Origin of the sequence: Paenirhizobium selenitireducens ATCC BAA-1503 (assembly GCF_000518785.1) — a bacterium.
GTDB classification, from domain to species: domain Bacteria; phylum Pseudomonadota; class Alphaproteobacteria; order Rhizobiales; family Rhizobiaceae; genus Allorhizobium; species Allorhizobium selenitireducens.
This window is the reverse complement of the sequence record NZ_JAEG01000001.1, coordinates 431,232-450,573: the sequence shown is the minus strand read 5'-3', so window position 1 is coordinate 450,573 and position 19,342 is coordinate 431,232. Positions and strand designations below refer to the sequence as shown.

Annotated in this window: 18 protein-coding genes; 11 read left to right on the top strand and 7 right to left on the bottom strand. The window is 63.8% G+C overall.

What is annotated here, in order from left to right:
- Nucleotides 1-113: 113 nt before the first annotated feature.
- The 3 genes from L867_RS24350 to L867_RS0102225 all read right to left on the bottom strand — a co-directional run bounded on the left by L867_RS24350 (nt 114) and on the right by L867_RS0102225 (nt 3,925).
- Complete coding sequence (locus L867_RS24350; RefSeq protein WP_037172330.1) at nt 114-1,742, bottom strand: SulP family inorganic anion transporter; 1,629 nt, start codon at nt 1,740-1,742, stop codon at nt 114-116.
- Nucleotides 1,743-1,940: 198 nt separating this feature from the next.
- Nucleotides 1,941-2,561, bottom strand: a complete 621-nt coding sequence (locus tag L867_RS0102230) for a glutathione S-transferase family protein (protein ID WP_028735372.1) — start codon at nt 2,559-2,561, stop codon at nt 1,941-1,943.
- 149 nt (nt 2,562-2,710) lie between these two features.
- Nucleotides 2,711-3,925: an NADP-dependent isocitrate dehydrogenase gene (locus L867_RS0102225; RefSeq protein WP_028735371.1), complete on the bottom strand. Its 1,215-nt coding sequence runs from the start codon at nt 3,923-3,925 to the stop codon at nt 2,711-2,713.
- A gap of 230 nt (nt 3,926-4,155) precedes the next feature.
- On the opposite strand from L867_RS0102225, the gene L867_RS0102220 reads away from it, so the two are divergent.
- From L867_RS0102220 to L867_RS0102190, 7 genes are all read left to right on the top strand, one after another.
- On the top strand, nt 4,156-4,680 hold the full coding sequence (locus L867_RS0102220) for a hypothetical protein (RefSeq protein WP_028735370.1): 525 nt from the start codon (nt 4,156-4,158) through the stop codon (nt 4,678-4,680).
- A 36-nt stretch (nt 4,681-4,716) separates the two neighbouring features.
- A complete protein-coding gene (locus L867_RS0102215; RefSeq protein WP_028735369.1) occupies nt 4,717-5,259 on the top strand; it encodes a hypothetical protein in 543 nt (180 codons plus the stop codon).
- 75 nt (nt 5,260-5,334) lie between these two features.
- On the top strand, nt 5,335-5,892 hold the full coding sequence (locus L867_RS0102210; RefSeq protein ID WP_028735368.1) for a hypothetical protein: 558 nt from the start codon (nt 5,335-5,337) through the stop codon (nt 5,890-5,892).
- 69 nt (nt 5,893-5,961) lie between these two features.
- On the top strand, nt 5,962-6,792 hold the full coding sequence (locus L867_RS0102205; RefSeq protein WP_028735367.1) for an RNA methyltransferase: 831 nt from the start codon (nt 5,962-5,964) through the stop codon (nt 6,790-6,792).
- The gene (gene murI, locus L867_RS0102200; protein WP_028735366.1) at nt 6,773-7,606 is read left to right on the top strand and encodes a glutamate racemase; all 834 of its coding nucleotides are present in this window, start codon (nt 6,773-6,775) and stop codon (nt 7,604-7,606) included. The genes L867_RS0102205 and murI overlap by 20 nt, the downstream gene beginning before the upstream one ends.
- Before the next feature lie 97 nt (nt 7,607-7,703).
- Entirely contained in the window at nt 7,704-8,993 is a 1,290-nt protein-coding gene (locus L867_RS0102195; protein WP_051438764.1) for a hemolysin family protein, read from the top strand.
- Nucleotides 8,994-9,953: 960 nt separating this feature from the next.
- Nucleotides 9,954-11,474 (top strand): ATP-binding protein, encoded by a 1,521-nt coding sequence (locus tag L867_RS0102190; RefSeq protein ID WP_028735364.1) that lies wholly within the window; start codon nt 9,954-9,956, stop codon nt 11,472-11,474.
- 11 nt (nt 11,475-11,485) lie between these two features.
- On the opposite strand, the gene L867_RS0102185 is transcribed toward L867_RS0102190, so the two are convergent.
- From L867_RS0102185 to L867_RS0102175, 3 genes are all read right to left on the bottom strand, one after another.
- On the bottom strand, nt 11,486-11,911 hold the full coding sequence (locus L867_RS0102185) for a DUF1810 domain-containing protein (protein WP_028735363.1): 426 nt from the start codon (nt 11,909-11,911) through the stop codon (nt 11,486-11,488).
- On the bottom strand, nt 11,908-13,146 hold the full coding sequence (gene pepT / locus L867_RS0102180; protein WP_028735362.1) for a peptidase T: 1,239 nt from the start codon (nt 13,144-13,146) through the stop codon (nt 11,908-11,910). Before pepT ends, L867_RS0102185 begins: the two co-directional genes overlap by 4 nt.
- Nucleotides 13,147-13,288: 142 nt before the next feature.
- Entirely contained in the window at nt 13,289-14,287 is a 999-nt protein-coding gene (locus tag L867_RS0102175; protein ID WP_028735361.1) for a TerC family protein, read from the bottom strand.
- Nucleotides 14,288-14,623: 336 nt separating this feature from the next.
- Between L867_RS0102175 and rpsD the strand changes: the two genes are divergently transcribed.
- The 4 genes from rpsD (at nt 14,624) to L867_RS0102155 (ending at nt 18,053) form a co-directional block, all read left to right on the top strand.
- Nucleotides 14,624-15,241 (top strand): 30S ribosomal protein S4, encoded by a 618-nt coding sequence (gene rpsD / locus L867_RS0102170; protein WP_028735360.1) that lies wholly within the window; start codon nt 14,624-14,626, stop codon nt 15,239-15,241.
- Nucleotides 15,242-15,354: 113 nt separating this feature from the next.
- Nucleotides 15,355-16,281 carry a glutaminase gene (locus L867_RS0102165; protein ID WP_028735359.1) on the top strand — a complete coding sequence of 309 codons (927 nt, stop codon included), beginning with the start codon at nt 15,355-15,357 and terminating at the stop codon, nt 16,279-16,281.
- Nucleotides 16,282-16,344: 63 nt separating this feature from the next.
- On the top strand, nt 16,345-17,229 hold the full coding sequence (ttcA, locus tag L867_RS0102160; RefSeq protein ID WP_084638421.1) for a tRNA 2-thiocytidine(32) synthetase TtcA: 885 nt from the start codon (nt 16,345-16,347) through the stop codon (nt 17,227-17,229).
- Between the two features lie 2 nt (nt 17,230-17,231).
- Nucleotides 17,232-18,053 carry an inositol monophosphatase family protein gene (locus tag L867_RS0102155; protein ID WP_028735357.1) on the top strand — a complete coding sequence of 274 codons (822 nt, stop codon included), beginning with the start codon at nt 17,232-17,234 and terminating at the stop codon, nt 18,051-18,053.
- 79 nt (nt 18,054-18,132) lie between these two features.
- On the opposite strand, the gene L867_RS0102150 is transcribed toward L867_RS0102155, so the two are convergent.
- The gene (locus L867_RS0102150; RefSeq protein ID WP_084638420.1) at nt 18,133-19,338 is read right to left on the bottom strand and encodes a multidrug effflux MFS transporter; all 1,206 of its coding nucleotides are present in this window, start codon (nt 19,336-19,338) and stop codon (nt 18,133-18,135) included.
- Between the last annotated feature and the right edge of the window lie 4 nt (nt 19,339-19,342).

The window sequence follows — 19,342 nt, the reverse complement described above, 5'->3', positions numbered from 1 at the left end:
CTCGGGGAGGCGCTGCGCTCCCGTCGTTTGTGCAATCGTTCAAGGATTTTCGGGTCGGCGCTGTGCGCCGGCCCTTTTTCTTGGTCGGCAGGCGAATGTGCCTGCCACATCGGCTAGGCCGGTCGCGCTGCGATCAGCTTGCGGGCATCTTCCACGCTTCGCACATAGGTCACGTTCGTTCCGTCCACCTCGTGGGTTTCGAGCAGGCGTTGCAGCTCGGGACCGGCGCCGGCGATATAGACCGAGACGCCGGCGCGCCGCGCCTTGCGGACCGTGCCGGCGATCACGTTGGCGGCGGTCGAATCCATGAAGGACAGGGCCGAGCAGTCCAGCACGAAGTGGTGATACCGGTCGGCGATGCGGTCGAGCACCGATCCGACGGTTGCCGCCGCGCCGAAAAAGAAGGCGCCGCCGAGCCGATAGACCACCGTGTTGCTGTCGGTATTTTCCAGCGGCCGTTCCGGCTCGTCGTCATGCGGGGCGACCGTGACGCTCTTGCCCATGCGGTCGATGAACAGCAGCGCGCCGAGGGTGAAGCCGACGATGATGCCCTCGGTGAGGTCGCGGAACACCACCAGCAGGAAGGTCACCAGCAGCACGACGGCGTCGCCGCGCGAGGTCTTGATCAGCGCGACGAAGGCCGGGCGCTCGATCATGTTCCACGACACGATGGCGAGAACGCCGGCAAGCGCCGACAACGGGATGTAGCTTGCCAGCGGCGCGGCGATCGCCATGAACAGCAGCAGCACCAGCGCATGCAGCATGCCGGCGACCGGGCTGGTCGCACCGGCGCGGATATTGGTGGCGGTGCGGGCGATGGTGCCCGTCACGCACATGCCGCCGAACAGGGCTGAGCCGATATTGGCGACCCCCTGGCCGATCAGCTCGACATTCGAGCGGTGGCGCCGGCCAGTCATGCCGTCGGCAACGACCGCCGACAACAGGGATTCGATGGCGCCGAGCAGGGCGAAGGCGATGGCATCGGGCAGCACGGCCCGCATGAGGGTGGCTGAGAATTCCGGCAGCTGCGGCAAGGGCAGGCTGCGTGGAATGCCGCCGAAGCGGGTGCCGATCGTCGATATGTCGAGATGCAGGAATGCGGTCACGGCGGAAGCAAGGCAGACGGCAATCAGCATGCCGGGCCAGGTTGGTCGAAACCGTCGCAGCACGAGGATGGTTGCAGCCGTCAGGGCGGCGATCGCCGCGGCGGACGGGTTGAGGGTCGGCAGGGCGTCGACGAGCACCGGCAGTTTGTCGACCAGCGCGCCGGGTTCCTTGACCGCGAGCCTCAGGCCCAGCAATTCGCTGATCTGGCTGGCGAAGATGATCACCGCGATGCCGGCGGTGAACCCGACGGTGACCGGATAGGGGATGAACTTCACGTAGTCGCCGAGCTTCAGCGCGCCGGCCAGCATGAGGAAGACGCCGGCCATCATCGTCGCGACGATCAGGCCCTCGACGCCATGGGTGGCGACCGTCGTGGCGACCAGCACGATGAAGGCGCCGGCCGGCCCGCCGATCTGGTGCCGGCTGCCGCCGAGCAGGGAAACGAGGAAGCCGCCGACGATCGCGGTGTACAGCCCGCGGTCGGGCGTGACGCCGGAGGCGATGGCAATCGCCATCGACAGCGGCAGGGCGACGATCGCCACGGTGAGCCCGGCCAGCGCGTCCGATTTCAGGCGGGCCAGGGAATAGCCTTCCTGGAAGACGCTGACGACTTTTGGCGTGAAGTCCTGATTCATGAGGGCCGATCGCTCAGCGGTGTTGGAGCAGATACAGTCTTGAACGCGTCCCTTTCATATCCTGAGTCTCGATTGCGGCAAAACGCTTCCCTGCGCCTTCCGGGTCGGCTCGATGATCCAGACTATCGATCATATCCGCTCTTTCGATCCTTGCGTCCTTCACCCCCGATCCGCGGCGGTGAGACCCGTTGGTTGAGCCTACGGCTGCATCGCGGCTGCCGCCTGATCATCTTTCTCCTTGGCGCGCTGAAAGGCGGGACGATCGCTGACCCGGGCGAGGTAGTCGACGAAGGCGGGCCGCTTTTCGATCGAGCCGAACTGCAGACCCCAGGCGATATGCGAGCCGACATAGACGTCGGCCGCGGTGAAGGCCTGCCCGGCGACGAAAGGGTTGGTCGAGACGGCGATCTCGAGCGTATCCATCACGTCCTGAAAACTGCCATAGCCGATCATGCGGCGTCGTTCGTCGGGAACCTCGAAGCCAAGGCTGCGATTGCTGACCGCCGCCTCCAGCGGGCCCGCGGCGAAGAACAGCCAGCGATAATAACTGCCGCGCAGCGCGTTGGGCGGTGCGAGTTTCACCTCGGGAAAGGTGTCGGCCAGATAGGCGCAGATCGCCGCGCATTCGGTGACGACGACGTCGCCGTGTCGCACCGCCGGCACCTTGCCCATGGGGTTCACCGCCCGGTAATCGGCCGACTTCATCGCCGGGCCGAACGGAACGATCACCGTGTCATAGGGCTGGCCGGTCTCCTCGACCATCCAGCGGGCGATCCGCCCGCGCGACATGGGATTGGTATAGAGCGTCAGATCGGTCATTCCTTCACTCCTTGATGCAATGTTCCCTTTATGTTCCAATTGTTAACAGCCTTCTCCGGGCTTCGCAAGACGGTCAGGCGCAAAAAAGAAAACCCGGCACGAGGCCGGGTTTCCGTGATCATCTAAAGCGACGGCTCCGAGCGTATGGCTCAGGCGGCCATGGCCTTCTGCAGGTTTTCGTCGACCTTGTCGAGGAAGGCGGTGGTCGACAGCCACGGCTGGTCGGGGCCGATCAGCAGTGCCAGATCCTTGGTCATGAAGCCGCTTTCGACGGTGTCGATGCAGACCTTTTCCAGCGTGGTGGCGAAGCGGGCGAGCTCGGCATTGTCGTCGAGCTTGGCGCGGTGCGCGAGGCCACGGGTCCAGGCGAAGATCGAGGCGATCGAGTTGGTCGAGGTCTCCTGGCCCTTCTGGTGCTGGCGGTAGTGACGGGTAACCGTGCCGTGGGCGGCTTCGGCTTCGACCGTCTTGCCGTCCGGGGTCAAGAGGACCGAGGTCATCAGGCCGAGCGAGCCAAAACCCTGGGCGACCGTATCGGACTGCACGTCGCCGTCATAGTTCTTGCAGGCCCAGACATAGCCGCCGGACCACTTGAGGGCGGATGCAACCATGTCGTCGATCAGGCGGTGTTCGTAGATGATGCCGGCTTCGTCGAACTGAGCCTTGAACTCGTTCTGGTAGACTTCTTCGAAGATGTCCTTGAAGCGGCCGTCATAGGCCTTGAGGATGGTGTTCTTGGTCGACAGGTAGACCGGCCACTTGCGCATCAGGCCGTACATCATCGAGGCGCGGGCGAAATCGCGGATCGACTCGTCGAGGTTGTACATGGCCATGGCAACGCCGGCGCCGGGGGCCTTGTAGACTTCCTTCTCGATCACTTCGCCGTCTTCGCCGACGAACTTGATGGTCAGCGTGCCCTTGCCGGGGAACTTGAAGTCGGTCGCCTTGTACTGGTCGCCAAAGGCGTGACGGCCGACCACGATCGGCTTGGTCCAGCCGGGAACCAGACGCGGAACGTTCTTGCAGATGATCGGCTCGCGGAAAATGACGCCGCCGAGGATGTTGCGGATCGTGCCGTTCGGGCTCTTCCACATTTCCTTGAGGTTGAATTCCTTGACGCGCTGCTCGTCCGGGGTGATCGTGGCACACTTGATGCCGACGCCATGCTTCTTGATGGCGTTGGCGGAATCGATCGTCACTTGGTCGTTGGTGGCGTCGCGGTTCTCGACCGAGAGGTCGTAATATTCGATCTGCAGATCAAGATAGGGCAGGATCAGCTTTTCCTTGATGAAATGCCAGATGATGCGCGTCATCTCATCGCCGTCGAGATCGACGACGGGGTTTGCAACCTTGATCTTTTCCATGAGTATCCTCGCAGCTAGGGGGAGGGACGAGGGTCCCTATTGTCAGTCTGGCTGGGCTATAGCATTCCGGATCGGGAACTGAAAGCGCAGAGCCCTCGCTGTAGCGCCTTTTCGTTCACAAAATCATACCAACTTTGGCCGCATTGCCGGCCTTTTGCCGCTCTTGCGGTTTGCCCGCGCTCCGCTAGATTGCCGCCGATCCGTTTCCCTCGTTTTGCAGGACCTGCGCCATGAAGTCTCTCGTCGCCGCCGCCGTCTCGCTTTGCCTCGCGGCGGGCGCCGCGCTTGCCGCCGACGTCACCGCCCCGGTCAGGGAAGTGATCGACGTCACGGCCGGCAACTGGAGGGGCGAGGACGCGGCGCCTGAGGACGTATTCGACGCCAAACGCCTCGTTCGCCTGTTCAGCGCCGATTTTGTTGCCGCCTACAAGGAGGCATCCAAGCATCCGGCTTATGATCCGCCGGAGGGCGAAACCACGGGCTCCCCCTTCGACTACGATCCGATCGCCGGCGGACAGGACGGCTGCCCCTTCGAGAACATTCGCATCGAGAATGACGGCGACGGCCAGGTGACAGCGCTGTTCAACAACCGCAAATGCTTCGGCGACGATCCTGAATACCTCAAGGACACGGTGCTGATCTTCCACGTTCAGGAGGAGGGCGGGCGTTCGGTGATCGATGACGTCTATCCGGTCGTCGACGGCAATTCGGGCGAGTCGATCAAGGACGAGCTGAAGAAGATCGCCGCCCAGTGAGGCGACGGCCCCGAACGTGAACCCGAGGACGATTCCATGATGGCGATGCGGAAACTGGCGGTCGCCTGGGCGATTTCGATGTTTGCCTGCGGCCCCGCGCTTGCCAACGAGCCCATCGAGCCGGTCCAGGTCCTGATGGACATGGCCAGGTACAATGCCGGCGTCGAACCGGACGGCAAGGCCGTGTACGACGACTATTTCTCCGCCGGCATGCTGCTCAACTATTTCAGCGACGGTTTCGTCGATGCCTATGCGAAGGCGCTGTTGGCCCACAAGAAGGGCCGCGACACCATGCTTCTGGACCATGACCCCGTGTTCGGCGGCCAGGATGGCTGCGTGCCGAAGGACGTGACCTATGGCAAACCGGAGACGCACAACGACATCACCGAGGTGAAGGTCGGCTTCAAGCGCAGCTGGTGTTATGACGGCGAATATGCGGGCAAGGACGAGGTCACGGAGGTCGTCTACCGGCTGGTGCAGGAAGACGACGAGGTCGGCGAAAGGCGTTACGTGGTCGATGACATCCGGTTCGTGGACCGGACACCGCTGCGCGCCGAGCTCGATGCCCTGGCGCAATGACGATGGCTCGGCGCGCTTCACGCGTCGCCAGACCATCATGAGATAAGTCGAATGTCCGCTGCTGGAGGTGGCCCCATGATATTTCGTGTGCTTCTGCTCGCAACTTCGCTTGTCGCAGGTGCTGCCCAGGCGGGCGAACCGCAGGATCCCGTGGTGGCCCTGATGAAGGTCGCCGACGGCATCGAGGGCAACAGCGCGGCCAGCGACTATTTCGACGAGATCCTGCTGACATCGATCTACAGCCGGAGCTTCGCGCAGATCTACCGCATGGCGGCGCTCGGGGACGAACTGCTCGATATGCAGGGCTTCATGACGGGGCAGGACGAAGTGGTTGTCAGCCAGGACCCCTGCGAGATGAAGGATCTCAGGATTGTGACCGGCAAGCCGACGGGCGATCTGGTGCCGGTAGACGTCTATTTCGACGTTTCGTCCTGCTGGGGCCAGAAGCCCGACATGAAGGAACCCGCCCTGCGCTTCCACGTCATCCAGGAGGACGGACGCTACGTCATCGACAACTTCTGGAACGCCGACTACCAGGACGGGCGGCTTGAGACATCGGTCAAGGCCCGATACGCCGATCTGGTCCGGAGCGACATCGACCACATGCTGAAGGGGTTCAAGGGCCAGGACTAATCGCCCGCGCCCTTTGCGTTCGGCCGTTTTTGTGCGAATGGAGCCCGGAAATCCTTCTCGAGGCTTAATATGTCAGGCACCAATTCCGAACGCGAACTTCTGGCCGAGGGGCCGGCGATCATTCTTGTCGAGCCGCAACTCGGCGAGAACATCGGCATGGTGGCGCGCGCCATGGCCAATTTCGGCCTGTCGGAACTGCGCCTGGTCAATCCGCGCGACGGCTGGCCGAGCGAGAAGGCGCGGTCTGCAGCCTCCAAGGCCGACCATGTGATCGACGGAACCCGCGTCTTCGATACGCTTGAGGAGGCGTTGGCCGACCTCAATTTCGTCTATGCCACGACCGCGCGCGAACGCTACGGCTTCAAGCCGGTCCGTGCGCCGGTGGTGGCGGCTGCGACCCTGCGGGCGAAGTTCAAGGCGGGCGAGGCGACCGGCATCATGTTCGGGCGCGAGCGCTGGGGGCTCACCAACGAGGAGGTGGCGCTGGCCGACGAGATCGTCACCTTTCCGGTCAACCCGGCCTTTGCCTCGCTCAACATCGCGCAGGCGGTGCTGCTGATGTCCTATGAGTGGATGAAGGGCGGCCTCGACGATCTGGCGGAGACCTCGTTCCAGCCGCTCGAGCAGAAGCCGGCGACCAAGGAACAGCTGTTCGGCATGATCGAATCCGTCGAGGAGGCGCTCGATGCGCGCGGCTATTTCCGGCCTGCGGCCAAGAAGCCGAAGATGATCGACAATCTGCGCGCCGTGCTGACGCGCCGCGCCTATTCCGAGCAGGAGATCAGCATCATGCGCGGCGTTTTCGCCACATTCGATCGCTACAGCCGCAAGAGCCCGCGCGGCAAGGCGGGACCTTGGCAGGACTTGGACGGGGCGGACGATGGCGCAGACGGGGAATGAACTGAAGCCGGTGCTGGTGTTCGACAGCGGCATCGGCGGGCTGACCGTGCTGCGCGAGGCGCGCGTCCTGATGCCGGAGCGCGGCTTCATCTACGTCGCCGACGATGCCGGCTTTCCCTATGGCGGCTGGGAGGAAGCGCCGCTTCGACAGCGTATCCTCGATCTGTTTGCCGACCTGCTCGCGACCTATGAGCCAGAAGCGGTGATCGTCGCCTGCAACACCGCCTTTACGCTTGCCGGCACCGATCTTCGCCAAGCCTTTCCCGACATGCGCTTCATCGGCACGGTCCCGGCGATCAAGCCGGCGGCCGAGCGCACCCGTTCCGGGCTCGTCTCGGTGCTTGCCACGCCCGGCACGGTCAAGCGCGCCTATACCCGCGACCTCATCCAGTCTTTTGCGGCCCGCTGCCATGTCCGGCTGGTGGGCTCGGAAAACCTGGCGAGGATGGCGGAAGCCTATATTCGCGGCGAGCCGGTGTCGGACGAGGCGGTGCTGGCGGAAATCGCCCCCTGTTTCGTCGAGAAGGACGGCGCGCACACCGACATCGTTGTGCTCGCCTGCACCCACTATCCGTTCCTCGCCAACGTGTTTCGTCGCCTCGCCCCCTGGCCGGTCGACTGGCTCGATCCGGCCGAGGCGATCGCGCGCCAGGCCCGCCGGCTGGTGCCGCTGATCGAGGGGGCGGAACACCCCGAGGGCTTCGACTTTGCCGTCTTCACCTCGGGCAATCCCGATTTTTCCACCCGTCGCCTGATGCAGGGCTTCGGTCTCGACATCGCAACGCCCTTGCTAAAGGTGGCGTCGGACCGCTAAATCTACTCGCCTATATTTGGAATGCGGCGGCCAATCATGGTAGAGAGCTTGGCCGCCGCCGGACAGGCCGCATGTTCACAGGAGCCTCGAGCTTATTTTGTTTACGGAAATTCTGATCGTTGCCCTGCTCACCATTTTGAATGGGGTCTTGGCCATGTCCGAGATGGCGGTCGTCTCCTCGCGCACGACGCGCCTCAAGGTGCTTTCCGAGCAGGGCAATCGCGGTGCGACCATCGCGCTCAGGCTCGCCGAAGAGCCCGGTCGCTTCCTGTCGACGGTGCAGATCGGCATCACGCTGGTCGGCGTCCTGTCCGGTGCCTTCTCCGGCGCCACGCTCGGCGCCCGGCTGGCCGGATGGCTGGCCGAGCAGGGGCTTTCCGAAAATGTGGCGAGTGCTCTCGGCGTCGGCTCGGTGGTGGTGATGATCACCTATCTGTCGCTGATCGTCGGCGAACTCGTGCCGAAGCAGATCGCCCTGCGCAATCCGGAAGCGGTCGCCGCCAAGGTCGGCGCGCCCATGCTGATCCTGTCGAAGGTCGCCGCACCCCTGGTGTGGCTGCTCGACAATTCCGGACGCCTGCTGCTGCGGCTGCTTGGCCAGCAGGGCGTTTCGGCTGGCACGGTGACGGACGAGGAAATCAAGTCGGTGCTGGCCGAGGCGCAGAGTGCCGGCGTCATCGAGAATGAAGAATCGGCGATGATCTCCGGCGTCATGCGCCTTGCCGACCGTACCGCGCGCGGTCTGATGACGCCGCGCCGTGACGTCGAGGTTCTCGACGTCGACGACACGCTGGAGGAAATCCGCGACAAGCTGCGCAGCGCCGCGCATTCGCGCCTGCCGGTTCGTTCGGGCGATTCCGACGAGATCATCGGCGTTCTGTTCTCCAAGCGCATCTACGATGCCATCGCGCTCGGCTCCGACTTCGACATTCGCGAGCATCTGAGCGAAGTGCCGATCGTCTCCGACCTCGCCAGTGCCGTGGACATCATCCAGGCGATCCGCAAGACGCCGCTGCACATGGTGCTCGTCTATGACGAATACGGACATTTCGAAGGGATCATCACCTCCGGAGACATTCTGGAAGCGATCACCGGCGTGTTCCAGGAATATGAGGACGAAGAGCCCTACGTGGTGCGCCGCGACGACGGTTCCTATCTTGTGGCCGGCTGGACGCCGATCGACGAGTTCGTCGACCGCATCCGCATTCCGGTGGAATCCGATCCGGACTATACGACGGTTGCCGGCTATGTCATCGCCGAGCTGAAGCGCATCCCCGATCTCGGTGAGAGCTTCGAGGCCAATGGCTGGCGCTTCGAGGTGATCGACCTTGACGGGCGGCGCATCGACAAGCTGCTGGTTTCGCCGGTCGGCGAACCTTCGATCTGACGGCTTTCGGCGCCTGACTGCCGTCCTGGAAGGCGGACGGTTCGGCCGCCGCCTTCGTCGTGGCTGCCTGCTCGTCACCTGTTGCCGATCTGCAACTTTGATCCGGCTATGTCTGCAATCCGCAATTGTGGGCTTGTCGCATGCTTTGTCTTGTGCAAACTTACGATCATCCGCAGTTCAAACACAGGAGGCGTCGATGACACATCATTTTGCATTCATGCGCCTTGCTGGCGGGTCCATGTTCCTTCTCTCGGCGCTTAGCGCTTCGGGGTCGCGAACCACCGCCTGAACGGTCTTCCGTCCAGGATTCCCGGCGTCTGGCGCCATTTTCAGCAGAACTGATGTGATCGACCGTCGAGACGCGTAACCGCGTTTTCCCGCTCGTCTCACACGCTTGTTTTCCATGGAGAGGACCTGGTTGCGTCGCTGCGCCGGGACGGAAAAGCTATGTATAAGGAACAATCTATAATTGCAGATGACCCCCTGGCAGCGGTCGACGACCTGTGCCGGAAATTCGGTGTATGGGCATCGGCGCGGGCTCTTGTCTACGTCGCGTGGAAACGACGCCGGAGGTCCAATTCGGTCCACGGTCTGTCCGACTACATGCTGCGGGACATCGGCCTGCCACCACAGGAGACTTGGCGGCGTCCGCGACGCTTCAATGCCTGGGACATCCGGCTGTGACAATGCACCTGAGGGCTTCGGCGGCCTGCCTTGCCGAAACCCTCAGGGGCAAACCATGCCGCTCATGCCGGGTCCGGCGGTCCGTCACGGGCATTGGGTTCGACGAAGAGCGGAAAAATGTGCCCGGCGCTCGAAGTCTGTCGGTCCCTGAGGCATAATTGCCTGTTGATGCCGGGTCTTTCCCGACGCCGATTCGCAGTTTATTTGCTAAAGCATCTGTGGTTCGCGGGGCGAGGTGTTCGTCCGGCGAGCGCGTGATCAGACGAGGTGGTATTGGTGCAGGTCGGAATCGATATGGGTACGCTGTCGGGCGGGGAGCCGGCCAAGCTCGATATCGAGGAGCTTCTGGCCACGCGTCTTCTCGTGCAGGGCAATTCCGGATCGGGCAAATCGCATCTGCTCAGGCGCCTGCTCGAACAGTCGGCGCCTTGGGTGCAGCAGGTCATCATCGACCCGGAAGGCGACTTCGTCACCCTGTCTGACCGGTTCGGCCATCTGGTGGTCGACGGCGAGCGCACCGAGGCCGAGCTTGCCGGCATCGCCAACCGCATCCGCCAGCACCGCGTCTCCTGCGTTCTGACCCTTGAAGGCCTCGACATCGAGCAGCAGATGCGCGCCGCCGCCGCCTTCCTCAACGGCATGTTCGATGCCGAGCGCGAATACTGGTATCCGGTGCTGGTGGTGGTCGACGAAGCGCAGATGTTCGCGCCCTCGGTCGGCGGCGACGTCTCGGAAGACGCGCGCAAGATGTCGCTCGGCGCGATGACCAACCTGATGTGCCGTGGCCGAAAGCGCGGGCTTGCCGGCGTGATCGCCACGCAGCGCCTGGCCAAGCTCGCCAAGAACGTCGCGGCCGAAGCCTCGAACTTCCTCATGGGGCGCACCTTTCTCGACATCGACATGGCGCGCGCCGCCGACCTGCTCGGCATGGACCGGCGCCAGGCGGAAATGTTCCGCGACCTGAAGCGCGGCAATTTCGTCGCGCTCGGGCCGGCCTTGTCGCGCCGCCCGCTGCCGATCGTCATCGGCACGGTCGAGACCTCGGCGCGTTCGTCGAGCCCGAAGCTGATGCCGCTGCCGGATGCGCCGCAGGACGTCGAGGACCTGATCTTCACCCCCGATCCGGAAGAATTCGCCCGGCCGATCGTGCGCCGCGCGCCGCCGGCGCCGCGGCCGACCACCGACATCCTCGCCGAACTTTCGAAGGCAGCCCCGGCGGCGAGCGGTCCTGCCGGCCCGGTCGAGGGCCGGCCGTCGGCGCCGGAAATGTCCCTGGAGGAGCGCGAGGAGAAGCTTGCCCATGTGCTCGCCGAGATCCTCGCCGATCCGCAGGCTGCTTATCGCACCGATTCGGTTCTCTATCAGGAGTTTCTGGTGCGCGCCCGCATGCGGCGCGTGGCGGGCCCGCCCATGGCCATGGGCGAATTTCGCCGCCGCGTGGCGATCACCCGCTCCGGCGTCGACGAGGAGACCGCGGGCAGCGAAAGCTGGGCCATGGCGCTCGACCTGTCGCAGCGTGTCTCCGACGACCTGCAGGGCGTCTTTCTGCTGATGGCGCGGGCTGCTATCCGCGGCGAGGCCTGCCCCTCCGACCAGCGCATCGCCAAGGCCTACGGCACCCATTCGGCCCGCCGCGCCCGCCGTCTGCTCGGCTATTTCGAGGAACACAATCTGATCGTCGTCCATACCGACTTCGCCGGTAAGCGCATCGTCGCCTTCCCGGACCTGCAGGTCGAGACGGCGCCCGGCGATCCGAATGCCATGGACGATTGCGAGGTTCCCTCGGCGGCGGAGTAAGCGGTGGAAGGCTAGGCGATCAGCGCCAGCGTCTGCGGGTCGGCCTTTCCTTCGTAGTACTTTGCCAGAAGCGCGTCGAACACGCTGTCGCCCTGGCCCGCCGCGCGGGAAAAGAACGTGAGCGAGGATCGGAGCTTCAGCACGTCCGGGTAGCCGAAGATCGCCTCGGCGGTTCTGCCTTCCAGCCCCGCAAGGATCTCGCAACATTCCCTGAGCCGCGGCCCAAGCACCGGGTGGTCGAGATAGGCGCGGGCTTCGGCGAGCGACGCAATGGCGTAGCGAATCGCCTTGGGGCTTCCGCCCAGACCCGCGATCTGCGGAAAGACGAACCACATCCAGTGGCTCGTCTTATGCCCGTTGCGGAGTTCGCTCAAAACCCTCGCATAGACCGGCTGCTGGGCGTCCACGAAGCGTTCGAGGTCGAAGGGATCGGTCACGCGGTCGTCCTTTCCTCCCAGACCTTCACCAGTTCGACGATGGTCTCGACCGACTTTTCCATGTCCTGCCGGCTCACCCATTCGAGCGGCGAGTGATAGGCATGGCCGCCGGTATAGATGTTGGGGCAGGGCAGGCCCATGAAGGACAGGCGCGAGCCGTCCGTGCCGCCGCGGATGCTGTGGCGGACCGGGTCGAGGCCGACGCGCTTCACCGCTTCGATGAGGTAATCGACCACCTGCGGGTGCTGGTCGAGCACGACCTTCATGTTGCGATACTGCTCCTTGACCGTGAAAGTGTAGGACGATCCGGGAAAGGACGTCATGACGTCGCGGGTGATCTGTTCGAGCAGGGCTTCCTTCTCGGCCAGGCCCTTGTCGTCGAAGTCGCGGATGATGAAGCTGAGCTTCGCGCCTTCCATCGAGCCGGCAATGTCGGTCGGATGGATGAAGCCCTGGCGGCCTTCCGTCGTCTCCGGCGCCTGCTCTTTTGGCAGACGGGCGACGATTTCGGCGGCGATCTTGATGGCGTTCTCCATCTTGCCCTTGGCGGTGCCGGGATGGATGGCGACGCCGGATATGGCGATGTCGACGCCGTCGGCGGAAAAGGTTTCGTCCTCGATCTCGCCGACCGTGCTGCCGTCCAGCGTATAGCCGAAATCGGCGCCCAGCTTCTTCAGGTCGACCTTGTCGGCGCCGCGGCCGATTTCCTCGTCGGTGGTGAACAGCACCTTCACCGTGCCGTGCGGGATGCCGGGATTGGCGACGAGGGCTTGCACGGCGGTCATGATCTCGGCGATGCCGGCCTTGTCGTCGGCGCCGAGCAGCGTCGTGCCGTCGGTGGTGACGATGTCGTGGCCGATTTGGTCGTTCAGTTCCGGATTGTTGGCCAGGCGGATGACCTGGTTGGGGTCGCCGGTCAGGCGGATGTCGCCGCCGGCATAGTTGCGCACGATCTGCGGCTTGACATTGGTCCCGGTGAAATCGGGTGCGGTGTCCATGTGCGAGCAGAAGCAGATGACGGGCACCGGTTTTTCGACGTTGGCGGGCAGGGTCGCATAGACATTGCCATGCTCGTCGAGATGGGCGTCGCCAAGGCCGATCGCCAGCAGTTCGTCGACCAGCAGCCGGCCGAGGGTCTTCTGCTTCTCGGTCGAGGGCTGTGCCGACGAGGTCGGGTCGGACTGGGTGTCGATCACGACATAGCGAAGAAGGCGGTCGAGGACGGTGTCGGTCATGGGCGAATCCGATCTGCGGTTGCGGGGTCGCCTAGCTATAGCCGCCCCGGAGGGCGAGGTGAATGCTTTGTCGCGGATATGCGGGGAGGTGAAGAGCGCCGGGGAGGGGAAAAAGGGCGGCTCGAAAACCGCCCTTTCGTCCTTACTTCTGCTCCAGTGCCCTGGTGCCATTCTTGCCCTCGTTGCGGGTCGCCCAGAGCGATCCAAGGATGCCGGCGGCCAGGATGCCCACCGTCACGCCGAGCGACACCAGCGGCGGGATCTTGGCGAGCCCCAGCATGTCGGCCACGAAGATCTTCGCGCCGATGAAGATCAGCACCACCGACAGCGCATATTTCAGATAGGCGAAACGGTGGATGAGCGCCGACAGCGCGAAATAGAGCGCCCGCAGGCCGAGGATGGCGAAGATGTTCGAGGTGTAGACGATGAAGGGATCGGTGGTGATGGCGAACACCGCCGGGATGGAGTCGACGGCAAAGACCAGGTCGGCCAGTTCGACCATGACCAGCGCCAGGAAGAGCGGCGTGACATAGGTCCTCATCCGTCCGGACATGAGGTCCTCGCGGCGGACGAAGAAGTGATGCCCTTCCAGCTTCTCCGTGACGGGCAGGTGCCTGCGCAGGAAGCGCAGCACGGGATTGCCCGAGACGTCGTATTCCTTGTCGGCCGTCAGCAGCATCTTGATGCCGGTGACGATCAGGAAGGCGGCGAAGAGATAGAGCACCCAATGGTAGTTCTCGACGATCGAGGCGCCGGCGGCGATCATGATGCCGCGCAGGACGATCACCCCGAGAATGCCCCAGAGCAGCACCCGGTGCTGATAGGCGCGGGGGATGGCGAAATAGCCGAAGATCATGGCGATGACGAAGATATTGTCCATCGCCAGGCTCTTCTCGACGACGAAACCCGTCAGGTATTCGATGCCGGCCTGCTGGCCGGACTGCCACCAGACCCAGCCGCCGAAGGCGAGACCGAGCGACATGTAGAAGGCGGAGAGCAGGAAGCTTTCGCGAATGCCGATCTCGGCACTCTTTTTATGCAGGACGCCAAGGTCGAGGGCGAGTAGAAAGATAACAAGGGCCAGGAAGGAGAGCCACATCCAGACGGCGGTCCCCAGGAAGTCTGTCCAAAGAAAATCCATTGCGGGTTTCCTTTGCCGGAACGGTTGATGATCGCAGCTCCGACATCACGGGAATCCGGCACTCGCGTCAGAGGGGCCCGGTGCTGCGTCGCTCCGAAATGGAGCCGGCTGCAATTAGTTCAAGCGCAAGCCGTTGACTTTCGCGTGATCCGCCGCTAATGACCCCACCAACGCCGGGCCTGTCGCCCGGTGTTTTCTTTGACATGTCCCGTGGCACTTTCCATACGCTTTATGTGAGAGGCCTGTCAGAGCTTCCAAAACGGAGTTCAGAGGAGGGCGTGTTTCCTTGATCCAGTCTGGCAACAGACTGGTGTAACCTGTTGTAAAGGAAATACGATGAGCAAGCGCGCTTCATCCAAGTACAAAATCGACCGCCGCATGGGCGAAAATATCTGGGGTCGTCCGAAGTCCCCGGTCAACCGTCGCGAATATGGCCCCGGCCAGCACGGCCAGCGCCGCAAGGGCAAGCTTTCGGACTTCGGCGTGCAGCTGCGCGCCAAGCAGAAGCTGAAGGGCTACTACGGCGACCTGCGCGAGAAGCAGTTCCGCGCCACCTACGACGAAGCCAACCGCCGCAAGGGTGACACCTCGGAGAACCTGATCGGTCTGCTCGAATCGCGTCTCGACGCGATCGTCTACCGCGCCAAGTTCGTCCCGACGGTCTTTGCTGCCCGTCAGTTCGTCAACCACGGCCACGTCACCGTCAACGGCGTCAAGGTCAACATCGGCTCGTACCGCTGCAAGGCCGGCGACGTGATCGAAGTTCGCCAGAAGTCGAAGCAGCTGGTCACCGTTCTCGAATCGGTCCAGCTCGCCGAGCGTGACGTTCCGGACTACATCGAAGTCGACCACAACAAGATGGTTGCCACCTTCGTTCGCGTTCCGGGCCTGTCCGACGTTCCCTACGCTGTCGTCATGGAACCGCAGCTGGTCGTCGAATTCTACTCGCGCTGATCGCTGCGCGACCGGATTGTTGAAAGCCGCCTTTCGGGGCGGCTTTTTCTATTTGCGCTGCAATATTTTGCGGCGAATATGCACGAACGGCGCTGGGCTGTGAGAGGAAGCGGATGGACCTTCAGGCGATCATCGACGACATCGCAATGTCGCTTGCCGAGCGACGCGGCGAGGGCAAGGTCGCCGATTACATTCCCGAGCTTGCCAAGGTCGACCCCAACCAGTTCGGCATCGCCCTGACCACGGTCGACGGCCAGATCTTCACCGCCGGCGATGCGGCGACGCCGTTTTCCATCCAGAGCGTTTCGAAAGTCTTCATGCTGACGCTGGCGCTCGGCAAGGCCGGCGAATCAATCTGGAAACGCGTCGGCCGTGAGCCCTCCGGTTCCGCCTTCAATTCCATCGTGCAGCTCGAGCAGGAGCACGGCATTCCCCGCAATCCCTTCATCAATGCCGGCGCGATCGTCGTCTGCGACATGGTGCTGGCCGGCCATAAGCCGAGGGAGGCGATCGGCGAGGTGCTGCGCTTCGTGCGCTACCTTGCCGACGACGAGACGATCAGCATCGACAGCGCGGTTGCCAAGTCCGAGACGCAAACAGGCTTCCGCAATCATGCGCTCGCCAATTTCATGCGCTCCTTCGGCAATCTGCACCACGAGGTCGACCATGTGCTCGGCGTCTATTTCCACCAGTGCGCCATCGCCATGACCTGCCGGCAACTGTCGCGCGCCGGGCTCTTCCTCGCCGCCCACGGTCATGACCCGATCAGCGGCTATTCTGTCGTCTCGCCGAAGCGGGCGCGGCGCATCAATGCGCTGATGCTGACCTGCGGCCACTACGACGGATCGGGCGATTTCGCCTTCCATGTCGGCCTGCCGGGCAAGAGCGGCGTCGGCGGCGGCATTCTGGCGATCGCGCCGGGCAAGGCTTCGATCGCCGTCTGGTCGCCGGGCCTCAACAAGGTCGGCAATTCGGCGCTGGGCTCCGTCGCGCTCGAAATGCTGGCGGCGCGCACCGGCTGGTCGGTATTCGGGGCTTGATCTTGCCGCGTCAACCGGGCATTGGCAGGGCGCGCGCCCGCTGCGCCCGTGGAGCCTGAAGCCATGACCGTCCTGTCCGCCGACCTGATCATCGACCCGTCCGCCGAGGACGAGGAATTCGCCGCGGACGCTGCCGGCGTGCATCCGGTCTTCGCCCATGCGCCGCGCTCGGTCGGCTTCAACAAGCTGCGCAAGCGGCTGATCCGCCAGGTGCGCCAGGCAATCAGCGATTTCGACATGATGAAGGACCAGAAGCGCTGGCTGGTCGGCCTTTCGGGCGGCAAGGATAGTTATGGCCTGCTCGCCATACTGCTCGACCTGCAATGGCGCGGCCTTTTGCCGGTGGAACTCGTCGCCTGCAATCTTGACCAGGGCCAGCCGAATTTCCCCAAGCATGTGCTGCCGGACTATCTGGCCTCGATCGGGGTGAAACACCGCATCGAGTATCGCGACACCTATTCGGTGGTGAAGGAAAAGATGCCGACCGGCGCTACCTATTGTTCACTCTGCTCGCGCCTGCGCCGCGGCAATCTCTACCGGGTGGCGCGCGAGGAGGGCTGCGATGCCCTGGTGCTCGGCCACCACCGAGAGGACATTCTCGAGACCTTCTTCATGAACTTCTTCCACGGCGGGCGGCTCTCGGCCATGCCGGCCAAGCTCTTGAACGACGACGGCGACCTGATGCTGCTCAGGCCCCTTGCCTATGCGGCCGAGGACGATCTGGCGCGCTTCGCCGTCGCCATGGAGTTCCCGATCATCCCCTGTGATCTGTGCGGCTCGCAGGACGGCCTGCAGCGCAATGCGATGAAGGAGATGCTGGCCGGCATCGAAGCGAAGATGCCGGGCCGCAAGGATGCCATGCTGCGCGCGCTCGGCCATGTCGATGCCTCGCACCTGCTCGATCCGAAGCTCTTCGACTTTTCCTCTCTTCTGACAAAGGACGTCTGACCATGGCCGAACTCGACATCGCGGCGCTCGCCAACGCGCTCCAGGAAGCGGCGGCGATCGAAATCCTGCCGCGCTTCCGCAAGCTCGGCGACGGTGACGTCCGGATGAAGACAGAGGCCATCGACCTCGTCACCGAGGCCGACGAAGCCGCCGAGGAGCTGATCCGCCAGCGTGTGGCCGAGGCCATGCCCGACGCCGTGTTCATTGGCGAGGAGGCGGTCGCCGCCGACCCGGCACTGCTCGACAGGATCGCCGACGCCGATCTCGCGGTCATCGTCGATCCGATCGACGGCACGTTCAACTATGCGGCCGGGTTGCCGCTGTTCGGCGTGATGCTGAGCGTGGTGTCGAAGGGCGAGACGGTCGCCGGCATCATCTACGATCCGATGGGCAATGACTGGCTGATCGCCGAAAAGGGCTCCGGCGCGTGGATGTGCGGCCCGGACGGGTCGCAGGCGCAGGTGGCGGTCGCGCCCGCCGTGCCGCTCGACCAGATGGTCGGCATCGCGGCGCTGACCTACATGGAGACCGCGGCCAAGCGGCAGATCCTCGCCAATCTCGCCGAGGTCCGGCTGTTCACCAGCTATCGCTGCTCGGCGCATGAATACCGCACCTTTGCCGCCGGTCACCTGCATTTTCTGATGTACAAGAAGCTGATGCCCTGGGATCACCTGGCCGGCACGCTGATTTCGCAGGAAGCCGGCGCCCATGTCGCCCGCCTCGACGGTTCGCCCTACCTGCCGCACAATTTCGAAGGCGGCCTTCTGCTCGCGCCGGACCGCGACAGCTGGCAGGAACTGCGTGAAAAGGTCTTCACGCTCTGAGAGCGTGAGATTTGGTCAAAAAGAAAAGGCGCGGGGACTTGCGGTCCCCGCGCGTTTTTTCATGTCCTGGCCGCCGTCGTCAGGCCGGCTTGTTCTGCTGGCGAAACAGCACGCCGCGCTCGCCGATCAGGACGAAGACGAGGCCGATCACCGAGACGGTGAAATAGCCGGCGACCATCGGCAGCGCCGTGCCGTCATAGGCCTGGCCGATTGCTGCGCCGATCAGCGAGCCGCCGACCGTGCCCATGAAGCCCAGCACGGACGAGGCCGTTCCGGCCACATGGCCGAGCGGCTCCATGGCGAGCGAGTTGAAGTTCGAACCGATCCAGCCGAACTGGAACATGGCGAGCGAGAAGAACACCATGAAGAGCGGGAAGGGCATGGGCTGGGGCCCGAGCACCTGCGCCACCAGCCAGACGAAGTTGATGGCGATGAAGCCGAGAAGCGAGGCATGCGACAGGCGCCGCATGCCGATCCGGCCGACCAGCCTGGCGTTGACGAAGGACGACAGCGCCATGAACAGCGCCACGCCGGCAAAGGCTGCGGCAAACCAGGCGCCGAGATCGTAGATGCCGACATAGACCTGCTGGGCCGAATTGATGAAGCCGAACAGGGCGCCGAAGATGAAGGTGCTGGCGATCGTGTAGCAGAGCGCGATTCGGTTGGTGAGCACGATGCGAAAACCCTGGTAGATCGACGAGACGGTGAACGGCCGGACGTCCTTGGCCGTCAGCGTTTCGGGCAGGCGGATGAACATCCACAGGCCGACCACCATGGCCGAGACCGCCATGAAGACGAAGATCCAGTGCCAGTGGCCCATGAACATGATGACCTGGCCGGTTCCCGGCGCAATGACCGGGATGACCATGAAGACCATCATGATCAGCGACATGACTTCCGCCATCTGCCGGCCGCCGTAGACGTCGCGGACGATCGACACGGTGATGACGCGGGTCGCCGCCGAACCGATGCCCTGGACGAAGCGCAGCACCAGCAGGCTGGCGAAGGACGGGACGAGCACGACGGCGAGCGACGACAGGATGTAGATGCCGAGGCCGAACAGCATCGGACGGCGGCGGCCGAATCGGTCAGCGATCGGGCCGTAGAACAACTGGGCGACGCCGAAGCCGATCAGATAGGCGGAGACGACATACTGACGGTGGTTCTCGTTGACCACGTTCAGCGCCTTGCCGATCTCCTGCAGGCCCGGCAGCATGATGTCGATGGCCAGCGCGTTGAGCGACATCAGGAAGGCCATCATGGCGATGAATTCGACCCGGCCCATACCC

What these genes read in the sequence shown, in the direction of transcription:
- L867_RS24350 (WP_037172330.1), bottom strand. Translation starts at nt 1,742, where the DNA reads ATGAATCAGGACTTCACGCCAAAAGTCGTCAGCGTCTTCCAGGAAGGC.
- L867_RS0102230 (WP_028735372.1), bottom strand. Translation starts at nt 2,561, where the DNA reads ATGACCGATCTGACGCTCTATACCAATCCCATGTCGCGCGGGCGGATC.
- L867_RS0102225 (WP_028735371.1), bottom strand. Translation starts at nt 3,925, where the DNA reads ATGGAAAAGATCAAGGTTGCAAACCCCGTCGTCGATCTCGACGGCGAT.
- L867_RS0102220 (WP_028735370.1), top strand. Translation starts at nt 4,156, where the DNA reads ATGAAGTCTCTCGTCGCCGCCGCCGTCTCGCTTTGCCTCGCGGCGGGC.
- L867_RS0102215 (WP_028735369.1), top strand. Translation starts at nt 4,717, where the DNA reads ATGATGGCGATGCGGAAACTGGCGGTCGCCTGGGCGATTTCGATGTTT.
- L867_RS0102210 (WP_028735368.1), top strand. Translation starts at nt 5,335, where the DNA reads ATGATATTTCGTGTGCTTCTGCTCGCAACTTCGCTTGTCGCAGGTGCT.
- L867_RS0102205 (WP_028735367.1), top strand. Translation starts at nt 5,962, where the DNA reads ATGTCAGGCACCAATTCCGAACGCGAACTTCTGGCCGAGGGGCCGGCG.
- murI (WP_028735366.1), top strand. Translation starts at nt 6,773, where the DNA reads ATGGCGCAGACGGGGAATGAACTGAAGCCGGTGCTGGTGTTCGACAGC.
- pepT (WP_028735362.1), bottom strand. Translation starts at nt 13,146, where the DNA reads ATGACCGACACCGTCCTCGACCGCCTTCTTCGCTATGTCGTGATCGAC.
- L867_RS0102175 (WP_028735361.1), bottom strand. Translation starts at nt 14,287, where the DNA reads ATGGATTTTCTTTGGACAGACTTCCTGGGGACCGCCGTCTGGATGTGG.
- rpsD (WP_028735360.1), top strand. Translation starts at nt 14,624, where the DNA reads ATGAGCAAGCGCGCTTCATCCAAGTACAAAATCGACCGCCGCATGGGC.
- L867_RS0102165 (WP_028735359.1), top strand. Translation starts at nt 15,355, where the DNA reads ATGGACCTTCAGGCGATCATCGACGACATCGCAATGTCGCTTGCCGAG.
- ttcA (WP_084638421.1), top strand. Translation starts at nt 16,345, where the DNA reads ATGACCGTCCTGTCCGCCGACCTGATCATCGACCCGTCCGCCGAGGAC.
- L867_RS0102155 (WP_028735357.1), top strand. Translation starts at nt 17,232, where the DNA reads ATGGCCGAACTCGACATCGCGGCGCTCGCCAACGCGCTCCAGGAAGCG.
- L867_RS0102150 (WP_084638420.1), bottom strand. Translation starts at nt 19,338, where the DNA reads ATGGGCCGGGTCGAATTCATCGCCATGATGGCCTTCCTGATGTCGCTC.